This window comes from Streptacidiphilus anmyonensis, from assembly GCF_000787855.1.
Lineage (GTDB): Bacteria > Actinomycetota > Actinomycetes > Streptomycetales > Streptomycetaceae > Streptacidiphilus > Streptacidiphilus anmyonensis.
The window spans coordinates 1-26,152 of record NZ_BBPQ01000037.1 but is presented as its reverse complement, the minus strand read 5'-3'; the positions used below and the strand labels follow the sequence as shown (position 1 = coordinate 26,152).

The 26,152-nt window shown below is 71.6% G+C and carries 25 protein-coding genes and 1 other RNA gene; 12 read left to right on the top strand and 14 right to left on the bottom strand.

Translation table 11 applies throughout. From position 1 onward, the window contains the following. Positions 1–148: 148 nt before the first annotated feature. From TR50_RS44635 to TR50_RS26545, 3 genes are all read right to left on the bottom strand, one after another. On the bottom strand, positions 149–454 hold the full coding sequence (locus tag TR50_RS44635) for a hypothetical protein (RefSeq protein WP_084701023.1): 306 nt from the start codon (positions 452–454) through the stop codon (positions 149–151). A 122-nt stretch (positions 455–576) separates the two neighbouring features. Beyond that, positions 577–792 carry a hypothetical protein gene (locus TR50_RS26550; RefSeq protein ID WP_042427126.1) on the bottom strand — a complete coding sequence of 72 codons (216 nt, stop codon included), beginning with the start codon at positions 790–792 and terminating at the stop codon, positions 577–579. Continuing rightward, on the bottom strand, positions 792–1,190 hold the full coding sequence (locus TR50_RS26545; RefSeq protein ID WP_042427272.1) for a hypothetical protein: 399 nt from the start codon (positions 1,188–1,190) through the stop codon (positions 792–794). The genes TR50_RS26550 and TR50_RS26545 overlap by 1 nt, the downstream gene beginning before the upstream one ends. 164 nt (positions 1,191–1,354) lie before the next feature. Here TR50_RS26545 and TR50_RS26540 point away from each other — a divergent pair, with 164 nt between their 5' ends. Continuing rightward, on the top strand, positions 1,355–2,050 hold the full coding sequence (locus TR50_RS26540) for an SUKH-4 family immunity protein (RefSeq protein WP_160311190.1): 696 nt from the start codon (positions 1,355–1,357) through the stop codon (positions 2,048–2,050). A gap of 172 nt (positions 2,051–2,222) precedes the next feature. After that, the gene (locus TR50_RS26535; RefSeq protein WP_201776880.1) at positions 2,223–2,885 is read left to right on the top strand and encodes a formylglycine-generating enzyme family protein; all 663 of its coding nucleotides are present in this window, start codon (positions 2,223–2,225) and stop codon (positions 2,883–2,885) included. A gap of 146 nt (positions 2,886–3,031) precedes the next feature. On the opposite strand, the gene TR50_RS26530 is transcribed toward TR50_RS26535, so the two are convergent. The 5 genes from TR50_RS26530 to TR50_RS26515 form a co-directional block, all read right to left on the bottom strand. After that, complete coding sequence (locus TR50_RS26530) at positions 3,032–3,631, bottom strand: hypothetical protein (RefSeq protein ID WP_042427118.1); 600 nt, start codon at positions 3,629–3,631, stop codon at positions 3,032–3,034. 283 nt (positions 3,632–3,914) lie between these two features. After that, positions 3,915–4,502: an RNA 2',3'-cyclic phosphodiesterase gene (thpR, locus tag TR50_RS26525; RefSeq protein ID WP_042427116.1), complete on the bottom strand. Its 588-nt coding sequence runs from the start codon at positions 4,500–4,502 to the stop codon at positions 3,915–3,917. 238 nt (positions 4,503–4,740) lie between these two features. Continuing rightward, an RNA gene (rnpB, locus tag TR50_RS42980) (RNase P RNA component class A) lies at positions 4,741–5,144 on the bottom strand. A 61-nt stretch (positions 5,145–5,205) separates the two neighbouring features. Further along, the gene (locus TR50_RS26520; protein WP_042427113.1) at positions 5,206–6,657 is read right to left on the bottom strand and encodes an RNB domain-containing ribonuclease; all 1,452 of its coding nucleotides are present in this window, start codon (positions 6,655–6,657) and stop codon (positions 5,206–5,208) included. A 78-nt stretch (positions 6,658–6,735) separates the two neighbouring features. Further along, on the bottom strand, positions 6,736–8,547 hold the full coding sequence (locus TR50_RS26515) for a streptophobe family protein (protein ID WP_152648652.1): 1,812 nt from the start codon (positions 8,545–8,547) through the stop codon (positions 6,736–6,738). 215 nt (positions 8,548–8,762) lie between these two features. Between TR50_RS26515 and TR50_RS26510 the strand changes: the two genes are divergently transcribed. Beyond that, positions 8,763–11,423, top strand: coding sequence for an FHA domain-containing protein (locus tag TR50_RS26510; RefSeq protein ID WP_042427110.1), 2,661 nt, complete (start codon positions 8,763–8,765; stop codon positions 11,421–11,423). Between the two features lie 62 nt (positions 11,424–11,485). Here the strand turns inward: TR50_RS26510 and TR50_RS26505 are convergent, their stop codons facing one another. Further along, positions 11,486–12,595: an S-adenosylmethionine:tRNA ribosyltransferase-isomerase gene (locus TR50_RS26505; RefSeq protein WP_174514862.1), complete on the bottom strand. Its 1,110-nt coding sequence runs from the start codon at positions 12,593–12,595 to the stop codon at positions 11,486–11,488. Between the two features lie 86 nt (positions 12,596–12,681). Next, positions 12,682–13,467, bottom strand: coding sequence for an SDR family oxidoreductase (locus TR50_RS26500; protein WP_042427107.1), 786 nt, complete (start codon positions 13,465–13,467; stop codon positions 12,682–12,684). 205 nt (positions 13,468–13,672) lie between these two features. Between TR50_RS26500 and TR50_RS26495 the strand changes: the two genes are divergently transcribed. Together TR50_RS26495 and TR50_RS26490 are read left to right on the top strand one after the other, a co-directional pair. Then, on the top strand, positions 13,673–14,875 hold the full coding sequence (locus tag TR50_RS26495; RefSeq protein ID WP_042427104.1) for a GAF domain-containing sensor histidine kinase: 1,203 nt from the start codon (positions 13,673–13,675) through the stop codon (positions 14,873–14,875). Then, a complete protein-coding gene (locus TR50_RS26490) occupies positions 14,868–15,515 on the top strand; it encodes a response regulator (RefSeq protein WP_042427101.1) in 648 nt (215 codons plus the stop codon). The genes TR50_RS26495 and TR50_RS26490 overlap by 8 nt, the downstream gene beginning before the upstream one ends. Positions 15,516–15,527: 12 nt before the next feature. On the opposite strand, the gene TR50_RS26485 is transcribed toward TR50_RS26490, so the two are convergent. Further along, a complete protein-coding gene (locus TR50_RS26485) occupies positions 15,528–16,328 on the bottom strand; it encodes an Rv1486c family protein (protein ID WP_042427098.1) in 801 nt (266 codons plus the stop codon). A 107-nt stretch (positions 16,329–16,435) separates the two neighbouring features. On the opposite strand from TR50_RS26485, the gene TR50_RS26480 reads away from it, so the two are divergent. From TR50_RS26480 to TR50_RS26460, 5 genes are all read left to right on the top strand, one after another. Beyond that, positions 16,436–17,230, top strand: a complete 795-nt coding sequence (locus TR50_RS26480; RefSeq protein WP_042427095.1) for an ABC transporter ATP-binding protein — start codon at positions 16,436–16,438, stop codon at positions 17,228–17,230. A 76-nt stretch (positions 17,231–17,306) separates the two neighbouring features. Further along, positions 17,307–17,738 (top strand): NfeD family protein, encoded by a 432-nt coding sequence (locus TR50_RS26475; protein WP_084701009.1) that lies wholly within the window; start codon positions 17,307–17,309, stop codon positions 17,736–17,738. Between the two features lie 112 nt (positions 17,739–17,850). Next, positions 17,851–18,828, top strand: a complete 978-nt coding sequence (locus TR50_RS26470) for an SPFH domain-containing protein (protein ID WP_152648651.1) — start codon at positions 17,851–17,853, stop codon at positions 18,826–18,828. Between the two features lie 36 nt (positions 18,829–18,864). Next, a complete protein-coding gene (locus TR50_RS26465; protein ID WP_042427090.1) occupies positions 18,865–19,164 on the top strand; it encodes a 4a-hydroxytetrahydrobiopterin dehydratase in 300 nt (99 codons plus the stop codon). A 44-nt stretch (positions 19,165–19,208) separates the two neighbouring features. Next, positions 19,209–21,230 (top strand): outer membrane protein assembly factor BamB family protein, encoded by a 2,022-nt coding sequence (locus TR50_RS26460; RefSeq protein WP_042427087.1) that lies wholly within the window; start codon positions 19,209–19,211, stop codon positions 21,228–21,230. Positions 21,231–21,295: 65 nt separating this feature from the next. Here TR50_RS26460 and TR50_RS26455 read toward each other — a convergent pair whose 3' ends face one another. Beyond that, a complete protein-coding gene (locus TR50_RS26455; protein WP_042427084.1) occupies positions 21,296–21,850 on the bottom strand; it encodes an HNH endonuclease in 555 nt (184 codons plus the stop codon). Between the two features lie 201 nt (positions 21,851–22,051). Further along, a complete protein-coding gene (locus TR50_RS26450; RefSeq protein ID WP_042427081.1) occupies positions 22,052–22,582 on the bottom strand; it encodes a YbhB/YbcL family Raf kinase inhibitor-like protein in 531 nt (176 codons plus the stop codon). A 56-nt stretch (positions 22,583–22,638) separates the two neighbouring features. Between TR50_RS26450 and TR50_RS26445 the strand changes: the two genes are divergently transcribed. Continuing rightward, entirely contained in the window at positions 22,639–23,316 is a 678-nt protein-coding gene (locus tag TR50_RS26445) for a DNA-3-methyladenine glycosylase (RefSeq protein ID WP_042427078.1), read from the top strand. 26 nt (positions 23,317–23,342) lie between these two features. Here TR50_RS26445 and TR50_RS26440 read toward each other — a convergent pair whose 3' ends face one another. Further along, complete coding sequence (locus tag TR50_RS26440; protein WP_152648650.1) at positions 23,343–24,149, bottom strand: SHOCT domain-containing protein; 807 nt, start codon at positions 24,147–24,149, stop codon at positions 23,343–23,345. A 330-nt stretch (positions 24,150–24,479) separates the two neighbouring features. Here TR50_RS26440 and tyrS point away from each other — a divergent pair, with 330 nt between their 5' ends. Further along, on the top strand, positions 24,480–25,742 hold the full coding sequence (gene tyrS, locus TR50_RS26435; RefSeq protein ID WP_042427072.1) for a tyrosine--tRNA ligase: 1,263 nt from the start codon (positions 24,480–24,482) through the stop codon (positions 25,740–25,742). Positions 25,743–26,152 lie beyond the last annotated feature (410 nt).

The window sequence follows — 26,152 nt, the reverse complement described above, 5'->3', positions numbered from 1 at the left end:
ATGCACGAGGGCGAGAACGCTTACGTTCGCGCGAACCACGTCCGGTGCCGCAGCACCGGGGTCCTCGGTTGTCGGTCGTGGCTGGCATGATCCCCGCCACCGCCGACGCGTAGTGGGCGACTCCCGGATTGCTCGACCGGATCTCCGCTCAAGGTCGGGGTTGGCTCGCTTGGCAGCTTCTCCTCGGCCAGTACGGCGATGAGCACGGCCCCGGATCGACGGGGCAGGCCTCAGGGGACATCACGCGCTTGCACCAGTCGCAGGAGAGTTCGGCTCGCACACCGACAGCGTTGAGGCGCCTTGCGGCGGCCGCTGCCCGCTCGAACCAGGTCACCTCCAGGATCGTGGTCGGCGCAGAGCCAAGGAGCTCCTTGCTCCGCCATGCGCTCAAGCCGGTCACCGCCCGGACCGCTTGAACCGCGTCCAGCCCCTGGGGTCCGTCCTCGCCGAGCACGACGCGGAACCCGGGATCTTCCACTGCTTCCTCCAAGGATGAAACGGGCACTGGGGGCTCAGTGACACCTGGCGATGGGACGGTGTGGTCAGTGCTCACGGTCGGGGTTGGCCACGGAAGTGCTACAGCGCGAACGGTTGATAAGCCATGGCTTGATCGACCACTTCCGCTGCGGTCGGCTCCGGTCCCGCCGGCCAGAAGATCAAGCCGCCGACGTAGCCGGTTGGGCACTTCAGTGCCCGGTCGAGCTGCTCAAGAAGAACCTGGCACGCAGCCTCGTTGACGCCGCAACCATTCATGATCTTCTGCACCAGCGCGATGGCTGCCTCGCGATCCATCAGGTTGCGTCCGCGGGCCAGTGATCCGGACGGCCGGCTCGCACGAAGTCACGGTATTCGTCCCGGGCAATGCCTCCGTTGACCCAGCGATCCCGAACGGCTCCGGTTCGAGCCTCCGCGATGGCGAGGGCGTCTACAGCTGCCCTGACCTCCGCGATCTCCCGCCCGAACTCCTCATCGCCGAGAGCGAGCGGAGGGAACTCTACGAGGTCACAGAACTGCTCACTCCCCACGTCGGCCGACGTATGAAGAACGACCCCGAACCCAGCGTGATTCGGAACGACCTCAACCCAGCGGACACCGCGGATCTCGGCATCGCCCGCGGGGCCGAGGAACTGTTCGACGGCCCGGCCACGGGCCAAGGCCCCGAGAACGAAGGACTCCTCCAGGAAGCGCACGTGGGACAACCTAGTGCCCAGGATCTCCGCGCTATGGCCCTGCGCACGTGGCAATCGTGCCGCCGATGCTCCGTGGGGGCACGTTCTATGAGTCCCCGTCAACCGCAACCGCGGTTGCGTGACCGATCTTGAGCTGCTCTGCGACGCCGGGAGATGCTGCATCTGTGAAGAGCGACCAGGGTGTCGAGTGGACGGCAGTTCAGGAAGAACTGCGGCGTGTGCTGTCTCAGCCGGTGGAGCGGTTGATCGTCGTGGAAGACCAACTGCTCATCCCGGAGGCTGAGGGTTGGGGCATCCCCGATAGTGACCGGAGGGCCCTGAGCGAGCGGGGTCTGCCACGCCTGCCGCTCTTCACGGCGAGGCCGCAATTCGGCGCAGACCCGGCTCTGGTGCCGAACCGTGCGGGCCCGCAGGAGCGCCGCCTCGTCAACGACGGTCAGCGGCTCTATGACCTGGGATTCTGGGGGCCGCGTGCGGACAGCTTCGTGGTCGGCGTGGTTCCCGGCGATGGTCGTGTTCTCTGCCTTCTCCCCGCACCTGTCACCGCAGAGGACATTCCCAAGGTTCTCCGGCCCTACCACGCGGGCCTGCACAAACCAGCAGTCTCCTTCTTCAGCTCGTCGGTTGCCCAGTACGTCGAAACGGCCTGGCGCTGGTACAGCGCGATCAGGATCATCCGCAGGGCCGGGGAACCCGCCCCAACAGCGCCGGAGGAAGCAGTTGTCCACCACTACGACCGTCTGTACGGGTGCGTTGAGCTCATCGTGGATGCCGCACGACGCCTTGACCCTGTAGGCGGGGTCAGGGTCGACGCCCCTGAGTCGGTTTGGGTCGAGCTGATTCGCGCGAACTCCGTCTGACCTGGCCGTTCCAACCGACCGACTCACAGCTGGGTGGATCCGCGTCCGCCATGTTGTTGAGCTGTTAGTGTCCGCTGCCATGTGGAGCGAAGTGATCGTGGCGGGCCGTCCCGCATGGCGGCACGTGGCGTCAGGTGTGGAGTTCAGGGAGGTGCCGGGAGGGACGTTCCTCATGGGACTCTCGGATACCGAACTGGACGCGGTGCGTGCCATCGAGAGCAGCGGCGGGGTCGAAGACAGCCTTGAACCTTTCTTCGCCTGCGCGGGGAACGCCCGCCCTGTACGACAGGTGCGAGTCGAGCCGTTCCTGATCGCCCGCCATCCGTTGACCGTCGCCCAGGTCCGACACTGGCTGCCGGATTACGAGGACGACTACACCGGTGACGACACCGGCACGGCCCGACTCGAGGACGCCCTGGAGGGCCTGCTGGAGGCGCTGCCGTTCCGGCTTCCCAGCGAGGCCGAGTGGGAGTACGCGGCCCGGGCCGGCACCACGACGCTGACCTTCCGCGGTGACCACAAGCCCGGCAAGGAGCAGCTCCTCGACGACTTCGGCGACCCGGCGTCGACGGCCGCAGCGGAGAACGCCTATGGGCTGGCGGCGATGGGTTCGGCGAACGAGATCTGTGCCGACGCCTGGATCCCCGGTTTCGTGGACGCTCCTGCTGACGGCCGCCCGCGCACGGGCGACGGGCCCCGGGTGGTACGCGGTGGGGCGTCCGACGTCTACCCGTGGCAAGGCTGCGACGAGTGGGTGCTGCTGCTGTCCGCCACCCGATACGCGCATGCCGGGTTCACCGCTGTCCGCCCGGCCGCGGCGCTGCCGCGTCGCTGATCATCAGGTCACACCCGGAGAATGGCGGGCTACCTGTGGCTCGCCACCGGCACCGGCATGACCGAGGCATCCGCTGTTGTTTCCGCCAGACCGGCGGTGAGTCGCACCCCCGGCAGTGGCTGGTGCCGACGGGCGCGGTCGCCGGCCTACCTTGCCGGCTGGCGCCAGGCGGCGACGAGGTCGTGAAAGCGCGAGAAGCGGGCGCCAGGGACTGTTTCGTCACTGATCGTCTCGCCGTTGAGCCAGCAGATGTCGAAGACGTCGGTCTCGGTGTCCAGTAGACAGCACACGCCGCCCGTGGCCGCGGTGAGGTCCGTGAAGACCTTCCTGACGCTCGCGGACCGCGCGAACATCCGGCTCATGCCCGAGGTGGCCGCTGTGAACTGCAGCGACGCGAAGTCCGGGTGCCAGGCGGGTGAGAACCTGACACTCAGGTAGATGTAGCCGACCGACACTCGTCCTCGCTCGTCGACCACGTCGCTGTCGCGGAGGAAGAACGCGCGGACCGCGTCGTCGACCCCGACTGCGATCGAGGTGTCCAGTTCGAGGGTGCCGCCTGCTGAACAGTCCACCGGTTCGCTCTTGAACCGCGAGGTGAACGGCACGGTCAACTGCTCTCCGCCCGGCAGAGTCACCGCAAGCGGAGGATTGACGCCGTGTCGGGGGGCCAGCTCGGCCAGCCGGGTCAGCGCCCTCCCGACGTTCCGTGGAGGCATGAAGATCTCGTAGCTGTAGTCAAGCCCCACGTCGCCCGCCTCCTCTGTCCTGGTCGGGCATCGTTTCACGTCTGTGCTGGTCGCCCCGGTGATTTTCCGGGGCGGCCGATGTGGGACCGGGCGCGGGCGGCGACCGCACTGACGTCGGCTCACTTCCGAGAGTGACGGAGTCGCTGGTGCTGCCGCTGCTGAAGGCGATGCGGAGGTCACGGACGCCGGAGGCGGCGCCGCCAAGCTCATCGGGTGTCGGGCAGGTCCGCGCCCCGTCAGCGGCACGTCCAGGGCCGCGCGGGCCGTGGGCGGCCAGGCATGGTCAGGATTCGCCGGCGAACCGCCAAGCCTCGATGTCGCGGTAGCGGATCACACCGGGGCCGCGGCCGATGTTGCTGCCGACCAGGTGGAGGCGTTCGGCCTGCCACCTGCGGCCGGTGAAGTCGGCGAGGCCCGCGGATGCGGACAGGATGTCGGCCTCCTGGCCGCGCTTGGCCCGGGCCAACGTCAGGTGCGGGCGCAGCGGGCGCTCCTGGAAGGAGATGCCGCAGGCTCGCACCGAGTCGCGAACCTCGGCAGCGAGGCTGTGGAGGCCGTCGAGCTCCCCCTCGATCCCGCTCCACAACAGCCGTTCGTCGAAGTGGCCGCCGCCGTTCAGACGCAGGCCCAGGGAGGGGCGATCGGCGGCCAGCTGAGCGAGAGCCGGCCGCAGGAGCGGGACGGTCGTGACTGAGAGCTCGCCGAGGAACGCCAGGGTGATGTGCCAGTCCTCAACCCGGTTCCACCGCAGGTGGGAGTACTTCTCGTAGGCGGGCTGCAGGGCGGCCGTCAGCTCGTCCTTGGCGTCGTCGGGCGGGGCCAGCGCGACGAACAGGCGCAGCGTCGAGGACTGGTGGGGATGATCGGTCACCAGGGCTTTCTAGCATCCTTCTGTTCCTGCCCCGCCGGTGCCTGTGGGTCGGTCCGGGCTGCGGGACGACAGACCCGGCTCTTCGCCCGGTGTCCGCGCGTCGCCGCCTGGCGGAGCGGATGCCATGCAGGGTCGGTCGGCCCTGTGCAGGGGCCGCGGGACCACGGCCGACACCGAGAGCCCGCGGGTGAAGTCCGACTGGTCCGCTTCGCAAAAGCACAGATCAGCGGCCAGGCGGCGGACGAGTCGGCCTGTACGCCGGGTTCTGTCTCCACGGTCCGTTGCCGGGCCGCGGGAGGCGGTCATCCATCTAGGGCGGCCGTTGCCGGCCGCCTCAAGCGGTCTACCCGCTGACTCGGGCTGGCAGCCCTCAGGCGTCAGCGCAGGGCATCGAAGCCGATGCCCATCTTGACCTTGCTCCAGGTGGGGTTTACCGAGCCGTCCAGGTCACCCTGGACGCTGGTGGTCTCTTACACCACCGTTTCACCCTTACCGGGCGCCGAAGCGCCCGGCGGTCTGCTTTCTGTGGCACTGTCCCGCGGGTCACCCCGGGTGGCCGTTAGCCACCACCCTGCCTTGTGGAGCCCGGACGTTCCTCGGCGGATCCCGTGAGGGATCCGACGCGACCGCCCGGCCGGCTCGTCCGCCGTGGTGACCATGGTACCGGCAGCCGGGACGCGGTTCGGCCGCGGTTGTCCCGCGGCTACGCCGTGGCGAAGCGGACGGCCGGGAGGGAGAGGTCGACCTCGGTCAGGCGCACCCGGATCTCCTCGCCGAGGGGCAGTGGGCCGCCGCCGTTGGTGAGCGGGGCGCGGACCGCCGGGGCGTGGAGTTGGACGGTGCCGCGAGCCGGGTGGCGCTCGTCCACGTCGATGACGATGCCCTCGAAGAGCTCGCCCTCACGCCCTGTCAGCAGGGCCGCCTCGACCAGGTCGACGCAGGCGTGCTCGACCTCGTGGGCACGACGGTCGCCACCGGCCATCAGGGCCGGGAGGGTGGGCAGCGCGTCGCGGGCCCAGGCCGGGACCTCGGCTCCCGCCGTCAGGGCCAGGCAGACCTCGCCCGCGAAACGGTCGACCAGGCGGCGCAGCGGCGCGGTGCAGTGCGCGTACGGGGCGGCGACGGCCGCGTGGCCCGGGCTGGGCGGGACGACGCCGTCGAAGGCGGTGTAGGCGGCGCCGCGCAGCAGGCCCGTGCACTCGTTCAGGAACGCGGCGTGCGTCGGCAGCTTCGGGTCGAGGGAGCGGATCAGCTGGGCGTAGGGCAGGTCCTCCGGCCAGTCCACGCGCAGCGCCAGTGCCACGCGGCGCAGCTTTGCCACGGCGGACGGCGGGGCGCCCGGAAGGGTGCGCAGGACGCCCACCCCGCCCGCGATCATCAGTTGCGCCGCCGCTATGCCCGTCAGCAGCGAGATCTGGGCGTTCCAGCTGTCCGCCGGCAGCGGCGCCCGGTAGGCGAGGGTGTACCCGTCGCCGGGGACCTCCTCGACCTCCTGCTCCGGGATCGGCAGGCTGATACCGCCCCGGGCTGCCTCCCGCTCCTCGCGCAGCGGGCCGATGACGCCGAGCAGCGCCAGCGCATCCTCGGCCGTACCGGTGTCGAGCGCACGCTGGACGCCCGCGTAGTCGAGCTTGGCGCGGCTGCGGACCAGGGCGCGCCGGAGCCGGGTGGTGCGCAGTTCGCCGTCGGAGTCGAGGTCGAGCTGCCACAGCAGTACCGGGACGTCCTGGCCCGGCAGCAGGCTCGCCGCGCCCTCGGACAGCTGGTGCGGGTGGAGCGGGACGCGGATGTCGGGGAAGTACAACGTCTCGACGCGCCGCCGCGCCTCGGCGTCGATCGCGCCGCCGGGGCGCACCCAGGCGGCCACGTCGGCGATGGCGTAGTGGACGCGGTAGCCGCCTCCCGGGAGGCGCTCCAGGTGCATGGCCTGGTCGAGATCGCGCGAGTCCGGCGGGTCGATGGTGAACAACGGCAGGTCGGTCGCGTCCACCCGCTCGCCGGGCGTGGCGAGCGGGGTGGCCGAGACAGCCTCGACCTCGGCCAGGACGGCCGGGGAGAACCCGTCCGGCAGCCCCAGCCGGGCGCGGAGCGCGGCCAGCTCGGAGTCGATCCGGGCGGCCCCGGTGGTCCTGACGCTCACAAGTCGACGTGGCACGCGCCCCAGCCTAACGAGCGACGCGACCGGACCCGCCGGGGAGTCGTCCCCAGTCCACCGGGGACGGGCGATCAGCGGTCAGCGGTACGGGTTGTCGTCCGGGCGCCCGTCGGGGTTCGCCGGCGGGGACTGCGGCAACCCGCCGTACGGGTTCTGCTGCGGCTGAGGGTGAGGATGCGGGTGCTGCTGCGGGGGAGCGGGCGGGCCGCCGTAGGGGTTGGCGTCGGAGGCGGGCGGCTGCCCCGGCCAGCCGCCCGGAGCGGGAGGCGTCGACGGCGGCCCGGCAGGCGGCTGCCCGTACGGACCGGACGGTCCGGACGGTCCGGACGGTCCGGACGGTCCGGCCGGGCGACCGGGGGGCGGCGGGTACGCCCCTGGGCCCTGCGGTCCCGGCGTCGGGCCTTGCGGCCTCCCGCCCACGCCGCCACCGGGCCCGTACGGGCCGCCCGGCAGTCCGCCGCCCAGTCCGTCGCCCAGTCCGCCGGGCCGTGCGCCCGGACCCGCGTCCGCCGGGCCGACGCGCTTCGTCTCCGCGAAGCGTCGCACCAGCAGCGCGCCCAGAGCGCCCAGGGCCGCGCCCTCGACCAGGCCGAGGACCAGCGCCAGCGCCACGTTCCCGGTGACGCTCAGCCCCGCGCCCACCGCGTCGAACCCGAACACCGACAGGTTCGCGTTCACCGTCACGTCCGCGAGCGCGAGCAGCACCGGCGTGACGACCATCAGGGCGACGCCCAGCCGGGCCGCCGCGCCGCCGACCTCCGTGGCGAGCGACTCGGCGGCCGCGCTCCTGCGCGGTGTGCGGACCGCCGCGAGCACGCCCGTCGCGAGCAGCATCAGCACCACCGCGACCGGCAGTAGCCAGACCCTCCCGTCCTGCGCCGCCAGCGACGAGACGGTGATCGTCTTGCCCTGCCCGCCTGCCAGGAAGGTGTTGATCGGGGCGGGCAGGAAGTGGGTGAGCGGGCCGGACGCCTGGCCGGCGAGGCTGACGCCCATGCCGAGCGGGATCGCCAGGAAGACGCCGTTCGGCGTGCCGAGCAGCACGCCGCCGACGGTTCGCGCGCCGCCGTTGCCGGTCAGGCCCACCACGAGGCCGGCGATGGCGCCGACGACGCACGCGCCCACGTACACGGTGGTGATCGCCGACGCCACGGGGCGCACCGTGCGGGCGAGCCCGCCCCAGCCGACAGGGAGCGGCGCGCGGCGGGCCGCGACCACGGAGAAGGCGAGCACGACCACGACCCACAGCAGCCCGATGCCGAGCGTCGGTGCGACGTCCACCTTGAAGCCGACCGTCGGTTTGGTGCCGCCCCCGACCACGCCGCCGATCAGGCCGCTCAGCCCGCCGAGGGGGTTGTCGCCGCCGGAACCGCCGGAGCCGCCGCCCCCGCTGCCGCCGGAGCCGGTCACCGAGGAGAGGTCGATGGAGACCGTCCCGTTCCCGGACCAGGCCACGATCGCCAGCAGCACCAGGAACGCGACGACCGCCCCGGCGGCCCGCACGCACAGGTCGGCGACGGTCAGCATGGTCACCCGCCGGAGCGATCGGGTGAACAGCCAGCCGAGCACCACCGCGCCGACCAGCGTCAGGCCCAGCGGGATGATGTCGATCGACCCCTGAGCCGACGCGGCGTCAATTCCGAACACCGACACGTCACCGGTGGGGCTGATCCTTCCGCCGACGGCCATCGCGACCAGGGCGGCCGTCACCGGGCCCAGCTTCGCGTGCGCGTCGAGGCCGAGCAGGTGCACCCCGAGGGCGCCGACGGCGGCCATCGCGACGAAGGCCCAACTCGCCGACATGGCAGCGGAGACGACGCCTCCGAGGAGGCTCGCGCCGCCCGCCCGCGGACCACCCGCCGCCGGGCGTCCGCTCTGGTACACCGTCATCTCGTCCACCATCCCAGTGCGTCACGCGAACGACCGGCAACGTCCGCCCCCAGGCGTCAGGTTGCCACACGGTCACGGTCCGGCGTCAGCAACACGGTTCCGGTTCTGCGTTCGGTGACCGAGCTGGAATGATTCCCCCAGTCGTTCGGCATCCCTACACTGCCCTGGCAAGGGCGGGGCAACCTCGGGGGAACTACATCGTGGGGCAGGCAACAGTGCCGCAGCTGGTACTTGAACTCAACGGACAGCGGTCCACGCTGGAGCCGGGGCGTACGTACAGTGTGGGTCGCAACCCGCAGTGTGATTTCACGATCAACGACGCACGGGTGTCGTGGCAGCACGCGACCATCTCGTTCGCGGGCAACGCCTGGCTCTTCCAGGACCTGGGCAGCACCAACGGCACGTTCCAGGACGGCCGTCGCACCAACCAGGCCTACCTGGGCGACGGCGCGGTGATCACCCTCGGCAACGCTGAGAACGGACCGCGGCTCAGCTTCGCGGGCGTGCCCAGCCAGGTGCCGGCCGCCCAGCCGGGGCAGGCGCCGGGCACCGACTGGCACGACCAGCGGACCGCACGCGTCCAGCCCGGACAGGTGCCGCAGCAGGGGACGCCCCAGCAGGCCGGCTACCAGCAGCAGCCCCAGCAGCCCCAGTCGTACCAGCAGCAGGGTGGGTACGCCCAGCAGCAGCCCCAACAGCCCCAGCCGTACCAGCAGCCCGCCCAGCAGCAGGGGTTCCCGCAGCAGCAGAGCGCGGCCTCCGGCTACCCGGCCGCCGGCCAGGGCTACCAGACGCCGTCCCAGGTCCCAGGCTCGGGCTCCGGATCGGGCCAGCAGGGCGTCGTCGACCCCCTCTACGGCGCGCGCAACCCCACCATGGTGCGCAACCTGACGGCCGGTCTGAAGACCATCCGCATCGGCCGCGGTCTCGACAACGACCTGGTCGTCTCCGACCTCCAGGTCTCCCGCCACCACGCCGAGCTGCGCCAGCTCACCGACGGCCGCTACGAGATCGTCGACCTCGAGAGCCACAACGGCACCTACCTCAACGGCCAGCCGATCGCCCGTCAGGTGCTCACCGCCCAGGACATCGTCGGCGTCGGCCACTCCACCTTCCGTCTGGTGGGCGACCGGCTCGAGGAGTTCGTCGACACCGGTGAGGTCTCCTTCTCCGCCCGCCACCTGACCGTCGAGGTCGAGCACAAGGGTCAGAAGAAGATCCTGCTCAACGACGTCAGCTTCGCGGTGCCGGAGAAGTCCCTCATCGGGGTGATCGGCCCCTCCGGTTCCGGCAAGTCGACGCTGCTGCGCGCGCTGACCGGCTACCGCCCCGCCGACCGCGGCGACGTCCTCTACGACGGCCGCAACCTCTACAAGCAGTTCGCCGAGCTGCGCCAGCGCATCGGCCTGGTGCCGCAGGACGACATCCTGCACTCGCAGCTGACCGTCCGCACCGCTCTGGAGTACGCGGCCGAGCTGCGCTTCCCCGGCGACACCGAGAAGGCCGAGCGCCAGCGCCGCGTCGACGAGGTGCTCGTCGAGCTGCACCTGGAGAAGCGCGCCGACAACCGCATCACCGCGCTCTCCGGCGGTCAGCGCAAGCGCGTCTCCGTCGCGCTGGAGCTGCTGACCAAGCCGTCGCTGATCTTCCTGGACGAGCCGACCTCGGGTCTGGACCCGGGCATGGACCGCGACGTCATGAAGATGCTGCGCGACCTGGCCGACGAGGGCCGCACCGTCCTGGTCGTCACCCACTCGGTGGCCGAACTCGCCCTCTGCGACCGCCTGCTGGTGATGGCGCCGGGCGGCTCGGTGGCGTACTTCGGCCCGCCGAAGGAGGCCCTGCACTTCTTCCAGTGCGAGACCTGGGCGGACGTCTTCCAGGCCTTCGAGAACCACGCCGAGCACGACTGGGGCGGCCGCTTCCGCGGCTCGGTGCACTTCCAGATGTACGCGGCGGACGTCGACGCCGTGCAGGCCCAGTCCGCGGGGATACAGCAGCACCAGACGCAGCCGCCCAAGCAGCAGAGCTGGGGCTCGCAGCTGTCCACCCTGGTCCGCCGCTACATCTCGGTCATCGCCGCCGACCGCGGCTATGTCGCGCTGCTGTTCGCGCTGCCGCTGATCATGGGTGCGATGAGCGCCGCGATCCCGGCCAAGTTCGGCCTCGGCCCCTCCGATCCGCCGCAGGCGGGCAACCACGACGCGGCGACCGTCCTGCTGCTCCTCGCCGTCAGCGCCTCCCTCACCGGCGCTGCGAACGCGGTCCGCGAGCTGATCAAGGAACGGGTGATCTACGAGCGCGAACGCGCCGTCGGCCTCTCCCGCTCCGCGTACGTCGCCTCGAAGATCATCGTGCTGGGCGCGATCACCGCGGTGCAGTCGGTCATGGTCGCCATGATCGGTCTGCTGCCGCGCAAGCTGCCCAGCTCCGGTCTGCTGATCTCCGGTACGGCGCTGCCCGAGCTGGTCCTGGTCGTGATGCTGCTCGGCATCACCTCGATGACGCTCGGCCTGGTCATCTCCGCGCTGGTGAAGACGGCCGAGAAGACCATGCCGCTGCTGGTGCTCATCGCGATCATCCAGGTCGTCTTCTGCGGTTCGCTGATCCAGGTCGCCGGCCAGCCCGGCATGGAGCAGCTCGCCTGGCTGGTCCCGTCCCGTTGGGCGGTCGCGGCCCAGGCGGCGTCCATCAACCTGCTGCAGATCCAGGGCCTCGGCTCGGACGGCAAGCCCACCACGGACTCGCTGTGGACGCACACGGTCACCCAGTGGGGCATCGACGTGGGCGTGCTGGTGCTGCTCGGCGTGATCTGCAGCGTCCTGGTCGCCCGCCTGCTGCGCCGCCACGAGCCTGAGGTCATGCGCAGCCGCTGATCCGGCGACGGCGCGGTAGACACGGCGAGGGCGGGGACCGACGGTCCCCGCCCTCGCCGTCTCTACCGGGACAAGATCAGATGCAGATCCCCGAACTCGTGCCAGAGGTAGCCCTCACGCAGGGCCTCCGCGTAGCTGCGGTCCAGCAGCGGACGGCCGCCCACGGCCTCCAGCATCATCAGGTGCGAGGCGCGCGGCTCGTGAAAGCCGGTCAGCAGCCCGTCCACCGCGCGCACCCCGCGCTCCGGGGTGATCACCAGCTCGGTCCAGCCCGAGCGGGCCCGGACCGTGCCGTCGTCGTCCGTCGCCGACTCCAACGCCCGCACCGCGGTCGTGCCGACCGCCACCACCCGCGATCCCGCCGCCCGCGCGGCGTTGACCACCCGGGCCGTCGCCTCCGGCACCTCGAACCACTCCGCGCACGGCGGCTCGTGCGACTCCACCGAGGCGACGCCCGTGTGCAGGGTGATCGGAACGACCAGCACGCCCCGGCTCACCAGCCGGGTCACCAGCTCCGCCGTGAACGGCCGCGCCGCGCTCGGCATCTCCGCGCTCCCCGCCCCCGCGGAGGCCACCGGTTCGGCGAACACGGTCTGGTACGCGGCCAGCGATCGGTCGGCACTGGTGTAGGAGTACCGGATCGGCCGCCCGTACCGGGCCAGGTACGCCAGCGGCTCCGACGCGCCGAAGCACGCCCGCCACAGCCGGCTCGAACCCCCGGCCCGGTCCCCCAGCCGCGAGAGGAGGCCCACTCGGGCTCCTCCGGTCAGCCGGACCGTCACCAGCGCGCCGTCGTGCGCGCGCTGACGGGTGGTGCCGTGACCGTCGGGCGACCGCAGCTCGACCACCCACTCGCTCTCGCTGCGCCGCGTCGAGAAATGCACCACCACCGGCTCGCCGGTCTCGGTGATCCGGCCGTCCACCGCCGCCGGCAGCGTCGCGGAGGTGTTGACCACCAGCACGTCGCCCGGCCGCAGCAGGGACGGAAGCTCACGGAAGGCGTGGTGCCCGATCCGCGGGGCCGCGTCGCGCGGACCCTCGGCGACCAGCAGCCGTACGTCGTCGCGTCCGCTCGCGCCGCGCTCCTCCGGCGGCGCGGCGGCCTCCAGCTCGGCCGGCAGCTCCCAGTCGCCCAGCCCGTCCACGAACCCGGCGTCGTCCGCCGTCGCCACCTCGGCCGTCCTCGTCCTCGTCCAAGTCCCCGTCCTCGTCCAAGTCCCCGTCCCCGGCGCTGCTCCTGTTCCCGCCACCGTCCCCGTCACCGTGCCGCCTCCGTCCCCACCACGTTCGAGACCGTCGGTTCTGCCGCCGTGCCGTGCTCGGCGACGAGGCCCGCCGCCGTGTAGCGGCCGCTCGGCGGGCGGGCGTCGAGCAGCGCCAGCAGGCCCGGCACCGCGCCCTCCTCCGGACGCGGCGCCTCGGCGGCCGCGGCAGCGTCCGCCGCCCGGTACATCGCGGTGTCCATCTCGCCCGGGTCCACCCACCACACCCGCACCGCCCGCTGCCCGTCCGCGGTCTCGTGCGCGGCCTCCTCAGCGGGCTCGGCGGCGAGCTCGGCGGCGAGCGAGCCCGACAGCGCCTCCAACGCTGCCTTCGTCGCGCCGTAGCCGCCCCACGTCGGATACGCCTCGACGGCCGCGTCCGAGCTGATGTTGAGCACCGCCCCGCCGGAGGCCCGCAGCAGCGGCAGCGTCTCCTGGAGCAGCCCCAGCGGCGCCAGCACGTTGACCTCGAACGCCCGGCGCAGCTCCGCCAACGACAGGTCCGCCACCGCGGCGAGCCCCCGGCCGCCCAGCACTCCCGCGTTGTTGACCAGCAGGTCCACCCCGCCCAGGTCGGCCGCGGTGGTGACCAGCGCGGTGCGGTGCCAGGTGTCCGTGACGTCGCCCGCGACCGCGTGGATCCGCGGCCGACCGGCTGCGAGCCCGTCCAGCGCCTCCGCGCCGCGCCCGTCGACGACGACCTCCCAGCCGCGCTCGGCCAGCGCCAGCGCCAGTGCCCGGCCCAGTCCGCGCGACGCCCCCGTCACAATGGCGACTGCCATGGCCTTTCCTCCCGTGCGCTCACCGTGTGTTCCACAGCCGGCCTCCGTGCACCTGCCGACACCGCCGAAGCTAGGCCGCCCGCGGTCCTGCCCACCTCGGCCACAAGCCGCCGCAGGCCGGGTCCCTTGGACCTAGGACCCGGGCCCTGGTCCTCACCACCCCACGTCCGATGCCTTCGCGATCACCGGGCGGTACGGTGACGGCATGTCGACGAACGCGTGTCCGCCGCCGGGCGGGGCCGATGCCGACAGGGGCGCGCCAGGCGATCCCTGCCTCGGCGGGATCGAGGCGATCAGCGCCGCCGTCCTCGCGATGAGCCGCCATCTGGAGGTCCGCGAGGTGCTTCAGCGCATCGTCACCTCCGCGCGCACCCTCGTCGGCGCCGAGTACGCCGCCCTCGGCGTCCCGGACGACCACGGCGGCTTCGCCCAGTTCGTCGTCGACGGCGTCAGCGAGGCGCAGTGGCGTGCCATCGGTCCGCTGCCCCGGCAGCACGGCATCCTCTTCGCGATGCTGCACGAGCAGGAGCCCACCCGCCTCGACGACGTCCGCGCCGACGAGCGCTTCGGCGGCTGGCCCGGCGCCCACCCGGACATGCACGCCTTCCTCGGCGTCCCGATCCAGGACGCCGACGGGATCCTCGGGGCCCTTTTCCTGGCCAACCCCGTGGGCCGCGACCGCTTCACCGCGCACGACGAGGAACTGCTGCGCATCCTCGCCGCGCACGCCGCGCTCGCGCTGGTCAACGCCCGCCTGTACGAGCGCAGTCGCGAGCTCACCCTGGTCGGGGAGCGCGCCCGGATCGCGCACGAGCTGCACGACGCCGTCTCCCAGAAGCTGTTCTCGCTGCGCCTGACCGCGCAGGCCGCGGCCGCGCTCGTCGACCGCGACCCGGCCCGCGCCCGCGCCGAGCTCGCGGAGGTCTCCCGTCTCGCCGCCGAGGCGGCGGAGGAACTGCGCAGCGTCGTCGTCGAACTGCGCCCCGCCGCGCTCGACGAGGACGGCCTGTTGCCCACCCTCGCCTCCCAGGTCGAGGTGCTGAACCGCGCCCACACCGCGCGCGTCGTCTTCGCCCACGACCGCGTCGCCGCGCTGCCCGCCGCGCAGGAGGAGGCCGTGCTGCGCGTCGCCCAGGAGGCCCTGCACAACGCCCTGCGCCACTCGGGCGCGTCGTCCGTCTCCGTCGAACTGCGCAGCGTCCCCGGCCCGCAGGGCTCCGGCCGCGGCGCGCGGCTGCGCGTCACGGACGACGGCAGGGGCTTCGACCCCGAGGGCACCCGCCGCGCGGGCCGCCACCTGGGCCTGGTCTCCATGCGCGACCGGGCCGCGAGCGTCGGCGGCTCGCTCGACATCGAATCGTCCCCGGGAGCGGGGACCGTGGTGGAACTGGAGGTCCCCGGTGGGTGACGCGACCATCAAGGTGCTGCTCGTCGACGACCACCAGGTCGTCCGCCGCGGCCTGCGCACGTTCCTGGAGATCCAGCCGGACATCGAGGTGGTCGGCGAGGCGGGCGACGGCGCGGACGGCGTCGAGCTCGCCGAGTCGCTGCGGCCCGACGTGGTCCTGATGGACGTGAAGATGCCCGGCACGGACGGCATTGAGGCCCTGCGGATGCTGAAGGAGCGGGGCAACCCCGCGAAGGTGCTGGTGGTCACCAGCTTCACCGAGCACCGCACGGTGGTCCCGGCGCTGAGGGCCGGCGCGGCGGGCTACGTCTACAAGGACGTCGACCCGGAGGCCCTCGCCGGCGCGATCCGCAGCGTCCACGCGGGACACGTGCTGCTCCAGCCGGAGCTGGCCGAGGCGCTGCTGGCCGAGGACGGCACGGGCCGCGCCCCCCAGGGACGGGGCGGCACGCTGACCGAGCGCGAGCAGGAGGTCCTCGGCCTCATCGCGGACGGCCGCTCCAACCGCGAGATCGCCCGGGCGCTGACGCTCTCGGAGAAGACGGTCAAGACGCACGTGTCCAACATCCTGATGAAGCTGGACCTCCAGGACCGCACCCAGGCGGCGCTGTGGGCGGTTCGCAACGGGATCAAGAGGTAGTCGCACGCGCCCCTAACGGGGCTCGTCCACCGCCGCGTTGTACGCGGCGACTCTCGCCTTCCGGGCCGCCCGCTCCAACGGCCGCAGCGCGCCCGCCCGCTGGGACATCTCGCTCGCGCTGACCGCCGCGCCCTCCGTCACCGACGCCAGCGCGACCAGCGCGGAGACGCGCCGCGCGCTCTGCAGGACCCGCACCGCCCGCGGCGGGTACCCCGGGGCCAGCAACTCGTCCGCCTCCGCGTCACGTGAGCGCAGGCGACCCAGCGCCTGCTGGACCTCGGGGCCGGCGCCCGCGACGTCCAGGCGCACGAGTGCCTCCGTCGCTTCCCGCATACCCTCCGCCAGTTCCCGCTCGGCGTCGCGCAGCGTGGGAACGTCCGCCGGGAAGCCGGGGTTGGCCGGCAGCACGTGCCAGGTCACGGCGAGCACCCCGTCGTCGGCGTGGTCCGCGCCGTGCCACAGGGCCTCGGGCACGAGGCCCCAGGGGGCGCCGACCGCCAGGACCGCCTCGCCGGTCTCCAGGGCGCGGGCGTTGAACTCCGCGGGCCCGGTCAGGCCCAGCGGGTGGCCGGGAGCGGGCAGGGCCAGCCGCAGGCCCGTCGCGCCCAGGGTCCGCAGACGTCCCAGCGCCAGCGTCAGACCGACGCCGTCCGCGCCCGGCAGGCCGCGGACCACGTGGGACTCGTCGTCGCCGCGCACCGCGTCCGCGGTGTCGTCGGGGGAGGCGTGACCTGCGAACCAGGCGTTGCCCCAGGCGACAAGTCGGGCGGACCGGGGCTCTTCGTACGCTTCGTGCGCTTCCGTCTGCGGCATGGGCCAAGCCTACGGAGCGTGCGGCCACCTCGGTGGCGTAGGTTTGGACCGGCTCACGAAGCTGCGGCCGTGAGAAAGACTTCTTTTCCTTGGGGAAGGCGTACGCAATGAGCGACGTGCTGGAGCTGGTGGACGTATCCGTGATCCGGGACGGCCGCCCGCTGGTGGAGCAGGTGTCGTGGTCCGTCGCCGAGGGCGAGCGCTGGATCGTGCTCGGACCGAACGGCGCCGGCAAGACCACGCTGCTGCAGGTGGCGTCGAGCTACCTCTTCCCCAGCACCGGCACCGCCTCGATCCTCGGCGACAAGCTCGGCAGCGTCGACGTCTTCGAGCTGCGCCCCCGCATCGGCCTGGCCGGCGCGGCGATGGCGGACAAGCTGCCGAAGCGCCAGACCGTGCTGGAGACCGTGCTCACCGCCGCCTACGGCATGACCGCGCACTGGCGCGAGACCTACGAGCAGGCCGACGAGTCCCGCGCCCGCCTGCTGCTCGACCTGCTCGGCATGGCCGACTACGTCGACCGCAGGTTCGGCACCCTCTCCGAGGGCGAGCGCAAGCGCACCCTGATCGCCCGCGCGCTGATGACCGACCCGGAGCTGCTGCTGCTCGACGAGCCCGCCGCCGGTCTCGACCTCGGCGGCCGCGAGGACCTGGTGCGCCGCCTCGGTGCGCTCGCCCAGGACCCGGTCGCCCCGGCCATGATCATGGTGACCCACCATGTCGAGGAGATCGCGCCCGGCTTCACCCACGTGCTGATGATCCGTCAGGGAAGGGTGCTGGCCGCCGGCCCGATCCAGGAGACGCTGACGCCGCGCAACCTCTCGCTCTGCTTCGGCCTCCCGCTCACCCTCGAGCACCAGGACGGCCGTTGGGCCGCCCGCGGCCTGCCGCTGGGCAAGTGAGCGACGCTCGAGTGTTGATCTGCTTGTAATGATCTTTGCCGCTGTTCACTGACGGGGAGCCACCTGCGCAACTACCATGGCCTCTGTGGAGAGTTGGGCATGGTGGCTACTGGTCGCGGTGCTGCTGTGCGCCCCTGTGGTGCACACGGCGCTGCTCGAGTTCGTCATGTTCGGGATCGGCGCCAGTGCCGCGGCGCTGACGGCCGGGCTGGGCGGCGGGATCGTGCTGCAGTTCGTCGTGTTCCTCGCCACGACGCTCGCGCTCCTGGTGCTGGTCCGTCCGATCACCAGACGCCAACGACGCGAGGCCGCGTCGGTCCGGCACGGGATCGAGGCGCTGAAGGGCGTGGAGGCCGTGGTCCTGGAACGCGTCGACGAGAACGACGGCCGGATCAAGCTCAAGGGAGAGATCTGGTCGGCCCGCGCGCTCGCGGCCGGACAGGTCTTCGAACCGGGGGAGAAGGTCAGCGTCGCCGAGATCGACGGCGCGACCGCCGTGGTCCTCTGACGCACCGTGTTCTGCGAAGGGTTCTCCGAGGCGCTTCGAGTCGTCGGCTCGAGCCCTGGGTAGGCAAGTCAACACAGCATCAAAAACGTCTGGGTCTGTCGAGGGAGTCCCCGTGGGTACCGTCATCATCGTCCTCGTCCTGGTGGCGGTGCTCGTCTTCGTCATGCTGCTGCGGACGATCCAGGTGATCCCGCAGGCGCAGGCGGCGATCGTGGAGCGCTTCGGCCGCTACACGCGCACCCTGAACGCGGGGCTCAACATCGTGGTGCCGTTCATCGACACCATCCGCAACCGGCTCGACCTGCGCGAGCAGGTCCAGCCCTTCCCACCGCAGCCGGTGATCACCCAGGACAACCTGGTGGTCAACATCGACACTGTCATCTACTTCCAGGTCACCGACCCGCGCGCGGCCACCTACGAGGTGCAGAGCTACCTCCAGGCCATCGAGCAGCTGACCATCACCACGCTGCGCAACATCATCGGCTCCATGGACCTGGAGTCCACCCTCACCTCCCGCGAGACCATCAACGCCGGCCTGCGCGGCGTGCTCGACGAGGCCACCGGCAAGTGGGGCATCCGGGTCAACCGCGTCGAGCTGAAGGCGATCGAGCCGCCGACCTCCATCCAGGACTCGATGGAGAAGCAGATGCGCGCCGACCGTGACAAGCGCGCCGCGATCCTCCAGGCCGAGGGTGAGCGGCAGTCCGCGATCCTCAAGGCCGAGGGCCAGAAGCAGGCCGACGTGCTCAAGGCCGAGGGTGAGGCGCAGGCCGCGGTCCTGCGCGCCGACGGTGAGGCGGCCGCCATCCGCACCGTCTTCGAGGCGATCCACTCCGGCGACGCCGACCAGAAGGTGCTCGCCTACAAGTACCTGGAGACCCTGCCGCAGATGGCCCAGGGCGACGCCAACAAGCTCTGGATCATCCCGAGCGAGGTCAGCGACGCGATCAAGGGCGTCGGCGGCGCGTTCCAGGGCCTGGCCCCCAAGATCCCCGGCTCCCCGGGCCCGGCCGACGCGGGCGTCAAGGCCGCCAACGGCAGCCCCGGCGTGGACCGACGCACCGAGCGCCCCGAACTCGACCCGGAATGACGGGTTCGCGTCGCGTCCCGGAGTAGCGTGCTGCCCATGGGCACCCGCGACCTTCTCAGCGACGAGCAGATCACGACCGGCCTCCTCGCCCTGCCCGAGTGGCAGCGCGAGGGGGACTCGATCCGGCGAACCGTCAAGGCCAAGGACTTCCCGGCGGCGATCCGCATCGTCGACGCCGTCGCCGAGAAGGCCGAGGCGATGGACCACCACCCGGACATCGACATCCGCTGGCGCACCCTCCACTTCACCCTGTCGACCCACTCCGCGGGCGGTCTCACCGCGCTCGATCTCACGCTCGCCGCGTTCATCGATGCCGCCGCGGCGGCAGAGGCATGAGATGCTGACTCGCGCATCGGGCAGGCGGGAGTGGTTCGACAGCCATGGAACGAGCAGACGAGGCCGGTAACGGTCAGGAGCAGCAGTACTGGCAGCAGCCGCAGCAACAGCCGTACGAGTCCTACGGTCAGCACGGTGAGCAGTCGTACGACTACAACTCCTACGGCGACTATTCCAGCCAGAGCTACGAGAGCCAGAGCTACGACGGCCAGAACTACTCCGGCCAGAGCACCGACGGCCAGAACTACGGCGCCCAGGGCTACGACCCGTCCGGCTACGGCTACCCGCAGCAGTACCAGCAGCCGTACGACCCGTCCTCCGGCTACGGGCAGCAGGTCTACGCGCAGCCGTACCAGCAGCAGACCGGCTACGAGCAGCAGACCGGCTACGAGCAGCAGGCGTACGGCTACGACCAGACCGGACAGCCGGCCCCGCAGGGTTACTACGACCCGCAGTACGTGCAGCAGTACGCCGACCCTCAGTTCCAGCAGGCGTACGACCCGTCGTCCGAGCAGGCGTACTACGCGGACCCCTCGGCCGCCGACCCGATCGTCCCCGCGCAGGCGTCAGCGCCCGAGCAGGAGTCGATCCCGGACGAGGAACCCCTCCCGGCCGGGTCCACCGCCGTCGGGCGCGCGGAGGAACCGCCCGCGGGCGGGCTGAAGGACCGCTTCGTCGACGCGGCGCTCGGCCGCGGACCGGGCGTGAACCGCAAGAGCTACCTCACCCGCCTCGCCGTCGGCGGCGGCGCGCTGCTGATCCTCGCCGGCGGCGGCTACGTCCTCGCGGGCGGAGGCTCGGGCGGCGCGCGCTCGGGCAACGGCGCCGCCACGCAGAACCAGGCCGACATCGGCGTCAACCACAGCAAGGCGTGGGCCGCACCCGCCGCCCCGGGCGCCACCACCGCGAGCAGCAGCGGCGGCGGCAGCGGAACCGGCAACGACGGACTGCTCGGCGCCTGGGTCACCAGCGCCGCCGTCGTGCGCGGCGACGGCGAAGGAGTCACCGCCTACTCCGCCACGGACGGGCACAAGCTGTGGGCCGTCAGCGCGCCCAGCTCGGGCGCCGTGCCGTGCGCCATGTCGCCGGACGTCAACTCCGCGGGCGTCGGCGCGGTGGTCTTCCAGTCCAAGCCCGGCACCGGTCAGGCCTGCGACCTGCTCTCCGCCGTCGACACCTCCACCGGCCAGACCAAGTGGAAGGCGCAGCTGCCCTCCAGCGGCGGCAGCGGCTTCGGCGCCTCGGTCATGGTGACCGACACCCGCGTCGTCGCCGTCTCCGACAGCGCCGCCGTCGGCTACGACACGGCCGCGGGCAAACAGCAGTGGACCTACGCGGGGCCCGGCAAGTACTGCGCCCTCGCCGGCAACGGCGACGGCACCTCACTACTGCTCCAGAGCACCTGCGCCGACACCAGCCCCAAGCAGCAGGTCATCTCGCTCGACCCGGCCGCGGGCAAACTGCGCTGGTGGCGCGGGCTGCCGCAGACCGCCTCCTCCTACACGGTGCTCTCGGCCGAGCCCGCCGTGGTCAGCGTCCACATGACCGACCCCACCCAGGACACCATCCTGTCCTTCTCGGACAAGGGCGACAGCCAGGCGACGATCCCCGTCTCCCAGACCGGCGGAACCCTCGACTCCACGCACGGCAGCTTCGACCCCGACCCGGCGCTCTTCTTCTCCGGCACCACCATGGTCGCCGCCGTCAACCCCCCGCCGCAGTCGGCGAACGCCGCCTCCGGGCCCACCATCGTCGCCGCCTACAGCCTTGTCAGCGGCAAGGAGCTGTGGCGCACCACCGCCCACGAGAAGGGCGTCGCCGTGCCGGTCGGCGTCGACGGCTCCGCAGCGGTGGTCGCCACCGACGAGCGCATCGGTCAACCGGCCCGGCTCAGCAACTTCGACCTCACCTCCGGCACCGAGACCGTCGGCGGGACCTTCCCCCAGGGCACCGGCTCACTGCTCGGCTCCGGGCGCGTCCTGCTGCGCGGCAGTCTGGTGGTGGCGCTGCCGGAGTTCACCGGCAGCTACAACACCTCCGCGACCGCCTGGACCGCGGCCCACTGAGTCAGCGCCCAGCACGCGCGCAGCAGGACGCCCGGTTCAGCCCGGTCCAGGCCGGTCGGCGCCGCTCAGCCCGCCGCGGCCAGGTCGTAGAAGCCCGGGTCGACGCCCCGCGCCCCGACGCCTCCGCCGCTCAGGTAGCCGGCGTTCAGGTCCGAGCTGTCCAGGCCCAGGGCGGCCACCAGGGCCGCGTCCGGCGTCGGCTCGAACGGGCGGCGCAGCAGCCGCATCCCGGCCTGCTCCGGCGTCCGGTTCGCCTTGCGGTGGTTGTCCGCCGCACAGGCCGCGACCGTGTTCAGCCACGTGTCCTGGCCGCCGTGCGAGCGCGGCACCACGTGGTCGACGGTCGTCGCACGCTTGCCGCAGTACGCGCAACGGAAGCCGTCCCGCGCCAGCACCCCGCGCCGCGACCAGGTCGCCCGTTGTCGGAACGGCACCCGGACGTAGCGTTTCAGCCGCACCACCCGTGGCAGCGGTATCTCCACCGAGCTGCCGCGCACCCTGCGTTGGGGATGGGACCGCTCGACCACGGCCTTGTCCTGGAGTACCAGCACCACGGCGCGCTGCAGCGTCACCGCCGCCAGCGGCTCGTACGTCGCGTTGAGCACCAGCGTCTTACGCATCCTCAGCCACCTGCCTCCGACTCCCGGCCCGCCCCAGCTGGACGGTGGGTCCACTGTGCGGGGCGGCCGGATGCCGGGACAACGTAATTTCGGTGGCTTCGGGGTTAAGCCTGGCCAGCCGTTACGGGGGCGACGTGAAGGGCGCCGGGGCGTACGGCGGCGGGGCGTACGGCCGCGGAACCGAACGGGGCCCCACCGGTCCTACGGGTGCTCGTAGGTCGCGATCAGCTGCGCCCGGCCGAGCGCGTGGAAGCGCAGGTTGAAGCCGACCACGGCGGGCGTGGCGTCCGCGTCCGGGCCCAGCTTCTCCTGGTCCACGGCGTAGACGGTGAACACGTAGCGGTGCTCCCCGTCCCCGGGCGGCGGGGCGGCGCCGCCGAAGTCGCGGGTGCCGTAGTCGTTGCGCACCTGGATGGCGCCCGCGGGCAGCCCCTTGAAGGAACCCGTGCCCGCACCGGCCGGCAGCTCGGTGACGTCGGCCGGGATGTCGAAGACCGACCAGTGCCAGAAGCCGCTGCCGGTCGGCGCGTCCGGGTCGTAGCAGCTCACCGCGAAGCTCTTGGTCCCGGCCGGAAAGCCGGACCAGCGCAGTTGCGGGGACGTGTTCCCGGCGGCGAACACGTGCGCGTCGGGCAGCACGCCTCCGTCGGTCAGGTCGTCACTGGTCACCGTGAACTCGGCCACGGGCGGGTGGAAGTCGTGGGGGAGCGGGCGCCGTTTGGGCTCCGACATGTCGTCACTCTCCTTGGGACGCTGCAGAACTCTGGCGATCAGCCTAATCTCGCCGTGTGACCCAGCCGCACCCCGCCACACAGGAACCGCTCGACCCCGCCGACCCGCGCTTCCTCGACCGGCCCTCGCCTGCCGTCGCGCCCGACCTGCTCGGCCGGATCCTGGTCAGCGAGCGGCCCGACGGCCGCGTCGCCGTACGGATCACCGAGGTCGAGGCCTACACGGGCCTGGAGGACCCGGCCTCGCACGCGTACCGGGGCCGCACCGCGCGCAACGCCGTGATGTTCGGGCCGCCCGGCTTCGTCTACGTCTACTTCACCTACGGCATGCACTACTGCATGAACCTGGTCACCGGCCCCGGCACCACCGCCGGAGCCGTTCTGCTGCGCGCCGGGGAGGTCGTCGAGGGCATCGAACTGGCCCGCCACCGGCGCCCCTCCGCCCGCCGCGACACCGAACTCGCCCAGGGCCCGGCCCGGCTCACCCAGGCCCTCGGCATCGCCCGCGAGCAGAACGGCGAGCCCCTTCCGGGCTCCGTCTTCCGCCTGCTGCCCGGCGCCCCCGCCGCCCCCGAGCTGATCCGCGAGGGCCCGCGCACCGGCGTCGCCCAGGGCGCGGACACCCCGTACCGCTTCTGGCTCGACGGCGACCCGACGGTCAGCCCCTACCGTCGCCACGTCCCGCGCCGAAGCCGGACGGACGGCGGCGCGGGGCGGTCCGGCGCCGGCGGATGAGGACCATGGGCGAATGAGAACCGGGATCAGGAGCTGAAGCCCAGGATCCGCGCCTTCTCGGTGGCGAACTCCTCGTCGCTCAGCACGCCCTCCTTGTGCAGCCGACCCAGCTCGGACAGCTGCCGCAGGCGCTCGCCCTCGTCCCCGTGCCCCTGGTCACGGTGCCCCGCGTTCCCGTGACCGGAACCCCCGCGCCGACTCTGGCGCGGGACCGCGTCCTGGGGGACCGCGTCCTCCGGGACGAAGGGCTGTGGGAGCGTGCGCTCTGGAGCCGACCGCTGCGCGGCCTTGCGCTGCTGGGCCTTGATCCGCGCAGCCTTGAGCTCCTGGGCCTTGAGCTGATGGGCCTTGAGCTCCGAAGCCGTGTGCGGCGCGCCCGCCTGCCACCCGGTGCCCGACCGCTGCTGGGCACTCGCGGCCGCGTCGATCGCCACCCGCTTGTGGTTGCGCGGTGCGGCCGCCACCTGGACGGTCTGACCCTCCTGGAACTGGTGGCTCGCGACGCTGACGTACGTCTCGTACGGCTGCCGACCCGGCAGCTCCACCTGGAGCGTGTAGCGGTAGACCCGACGGCCGCTGTAGCCGAAGTCCGACTGCCCGTTGATGTAGGTGTTGGTCCCCTTCACGGCGAGGATCCGGGCCGTCCCGCGGACGCCACGCTTCAGCAGTCGCTTGTCGCCATTGCCCATCCCGGCCATCGACAGGTACATCCCGTAACCGAAGGAGCCCCACCACAGAACGCCGATGATGAACACATAGAGCACGATGTGCACGGCGTTCGGACCTGGCACCTGGCTCGCCAGCAGGCACAGGGGCATGAATGCCGCACTCATCAGTCCGAACCAGATCCAGACCAACAGGTTCAACTTGCCTAGAGTCACGTGAGGAGGCCTTTCTCGTCTCTCGCGTCGACGGACCGCTCGTGCGGCGAGACCGGTGTACCGAAGCGCGAAGCCTCTCACCAGCGGAAGTCCGGCATTGTGACAGCTTCGGTGCACTTCATGTGGTCCATCACATTGGTTCGTGTTTGAACCATTCGTCCCCCTCCCATGCGGCCGTCCCGCATCTGGACCGGATTGGCCAAGAAGGGGCCCGGTCGGGGAGGCTGTAGCCGACCAGGCCTTCGGGTGACCGACGGCACGACCCGAGGAAGAGACGAGACCGTGACCGACATCGTCGACGAACTGAAGTGGCGCGGCCTGCTGGCCCTGTCCACCGACGAGGACGCACTGCGCAAGGCATTCGCGGACGGTCCGGTCACCTTCTATTGCGGCTTCGACCCGACTGCGGTCAGCCTGCACCTCGGCAACCTGGTGCAGATCCTCACCATGCGGCGCATCCAGCTCGCCGGGAACAAGCCCCTCGGTCTCGTCGGCGGCGCCACCGGCCTGATCGGCGACCCCAAGCCGACCGCCGAGCGCGTCCTCAACGACCCCGAGACGGTCGCCGAGTGGGTGGGCCGGCTGCGTGGCCAGATCGAGCGCTTCCTCGACTTCAACGGTCCGAACGCCGCCCAGATGGTCAACAACCTCGACTGGACCTCGGGCATGTCGGCGATCAACCTGCTGCGTGACGTGGGCAAGTACTTCCGCGTCAACAACATGATCGCCAAGGAGGCCGTCGCCCGACGCCTCAACTCCGAGGCCGGCATCAGCTACACCGAGTTCAGCTACCAGGTCCTCCAGGGCATGGACTTCCTGGAGCTCCACCGCCGGTACGGCTGCATGCTGCAGACGGGCGGCAGCGACCAGTGGGGCAACCTCACCGCCGGCACCGACCTGATCCGCAAGGCCGAGGGCGTGTCCGCCCACGCGCTGGCCACGCCGCTGATCACCAAGGCCGACGGCACCAAGTTCGGCAAGACCGAGTCCGGCACCGTCTGGCTCGACCCCGAGCTGACCACGCCGTACGCGTTCTACCAGTTCTGGCTGAATGCCGACGACCGCGACATCTCCAAGTTCCTGCGGATCTTCAGCTTCAAGTCCCACGAAGAGATCGAGGAACTGGAGCGCATGACGGAGGAGGCGCCCTTCAAGCGCGCCGCCCAGCGCGCGCTCGCCGAGGAGCTGACCGTCCTCGTTCACGGCCAGGACCAGCTCGATCGCGCGGTGGCCGCGTCCAAGGCCCTCTTCGGCCAGGGCGACCTCGGCGAGCTCGACGCGCCGACCCTCGCGGCGGCCGTCGCCGAGCTTCCGAGCGCCCAAGTGGGTGAACTCGGCGAACTGGTCGACCTGTTCGTCGCCACCGGACTTTCGGCCAGTCGCTCGGCCGCCCGCCGCACGATCAACGAGGGCGGCGCCTACGTCAACAACACGAAGGTCGAGGACGAGGCCGCGACGGCTTCGCCGGCCGACCTGCTGCACGGCCGCTGGCTCGTCCTGCGTCGCGGCAAGCGCAACCTGGCCGCGATCGAGCTGGTCGGCTGACACCAGGCCGACACGGTCAGACATCGGCGGAGAGCCGGGCCTGACCTGCAGATTCGCCTGAATGGGGGAGATGTGACCCGCATCTCCCCCATTCGCGTTTGACGAGCACCGAAGCAGGGGCTAATGTTGGTCGAGTCGCCTGAATCGGACAGATGCGTCGTACGGAGCGTCGCTCCGCCGCACCAGTCCACACGTGACCACCCGTAGTTGATTCACTCACTTGATCGATCTCGTAGGCATCGGTGTCTGCCGAAGCCAGGCGAGCTCTATTTGGCGTGCGAATTGACGAGCGGAGGCGGATTTCCCGGTTTCCGGGAAATGCGCTAACGTAACGGAGGTCGCGAACAAGCGACTCCCCACTATCCAGCGGGGAAGCGGAAAAGCCGCCCGGCGGATCTGCTAAGCTGGAT

What these genes read in the sequence shown, in the direction of transcription:
- TR50_RS26535 (WP_201776880.1), top strand. Translation starts at nt 2,223, where the DNA reads ATGGGACTCTCGGATACCGAACTGGACGCGGTGCGTGCCATCGAGAGC.
- TR50_RS26485 (WP_042427098.1), bottom strand. Translation starts at nt 16,328, where the DNA reads ATGCCGCAGACGGAAGCGCACGAAGCGTACGAAGAGCCCCGGTCCGCC.
- TR50_RS26440 (WP_152648650.1), bottom strand. Translation starts at nt 24,149, where the DNA reads ATGAGTGCGGCATTCATGCCCCTGTGCCTGCTGGCGAGCCAGGTGCCA.
- TR50_RS26455 (WP_042427084.1), bottom strand. Translation starts at nt 21,850, where the DNA reads ATGCGTAAGACGCTGGTGCTCAACGCGACGTACGAGCCGCTGGCGGCG.
- TR50_RS26450 (WP_042427081.1), bottom strand. Translation starts at nt 22,582, where the DNA reads ATGTCGGAGCCCAAACGGCGCCCGCTCCCCCACGACTTCCACCCGCCC.
- TR50_RS26500 (WP_042427107.1), bottom strand. Translation starts at nt 13,467, where the DNA reads ATGGCAGTCGCCATTGTGACGGGGGCGTCGCGCGGACTGGGCCGGGCA.
- TR50_RS26475 (WP_084701009.1), top strand. Translation starts at nt 17,307, where the DNA reads ATGGCCTCTGTGGAGAGTTGGGCATGGTGGCTACTGGTCGCGGTGCTG.
- TR50_RS26495 (WP_042427104.1), top strand. Translation starts at nt 13,673, where the DNA reads ATGTCGACGAACGCGTGTCCGCCGCCGGGCGGGGCCGATGCCGACAGG.
- TR50_RS26460 (WP_042427087.1), top strand. Translation starts at nt 19,209, where the DNA reads ATGGAACGAGCAGACGAGGCCGGTAACGGTCAGGAGCAGCAGTACTGG.
- TR50_RS26465 (WP_042427090.1), top strand. Translation starts at nt 18,865, where the DNA reads ATGGGCACCCGCGACCTTCTCAGCGACGAGCAGATCACGACCGGCCTC.
- TR50_RS26480 (WP_042427095.1), top strand. Translation starts at nt 16,436, where the DNA reads ATGAGCGACGTGCTGGAGCTGGTGGACGTATCCGTGATCCGGGACGGC.
- TR50_RS26515 (WP_152648652.1), bottom strand. Translation starts at nt 8,547, where the DNA reads ATGACGGTGTACCAGAGCGGACGCCCGGCGGCGGGTGGTCCGCGGGCG.
- TR50_RS26550 (WP_042427126.1), bottom strand. Translation starts at nt 792, where the DNA reads ATGGATCGCGAGGCAGCCATCGCGCTGGTGCAGAAGATCATGAATGGT.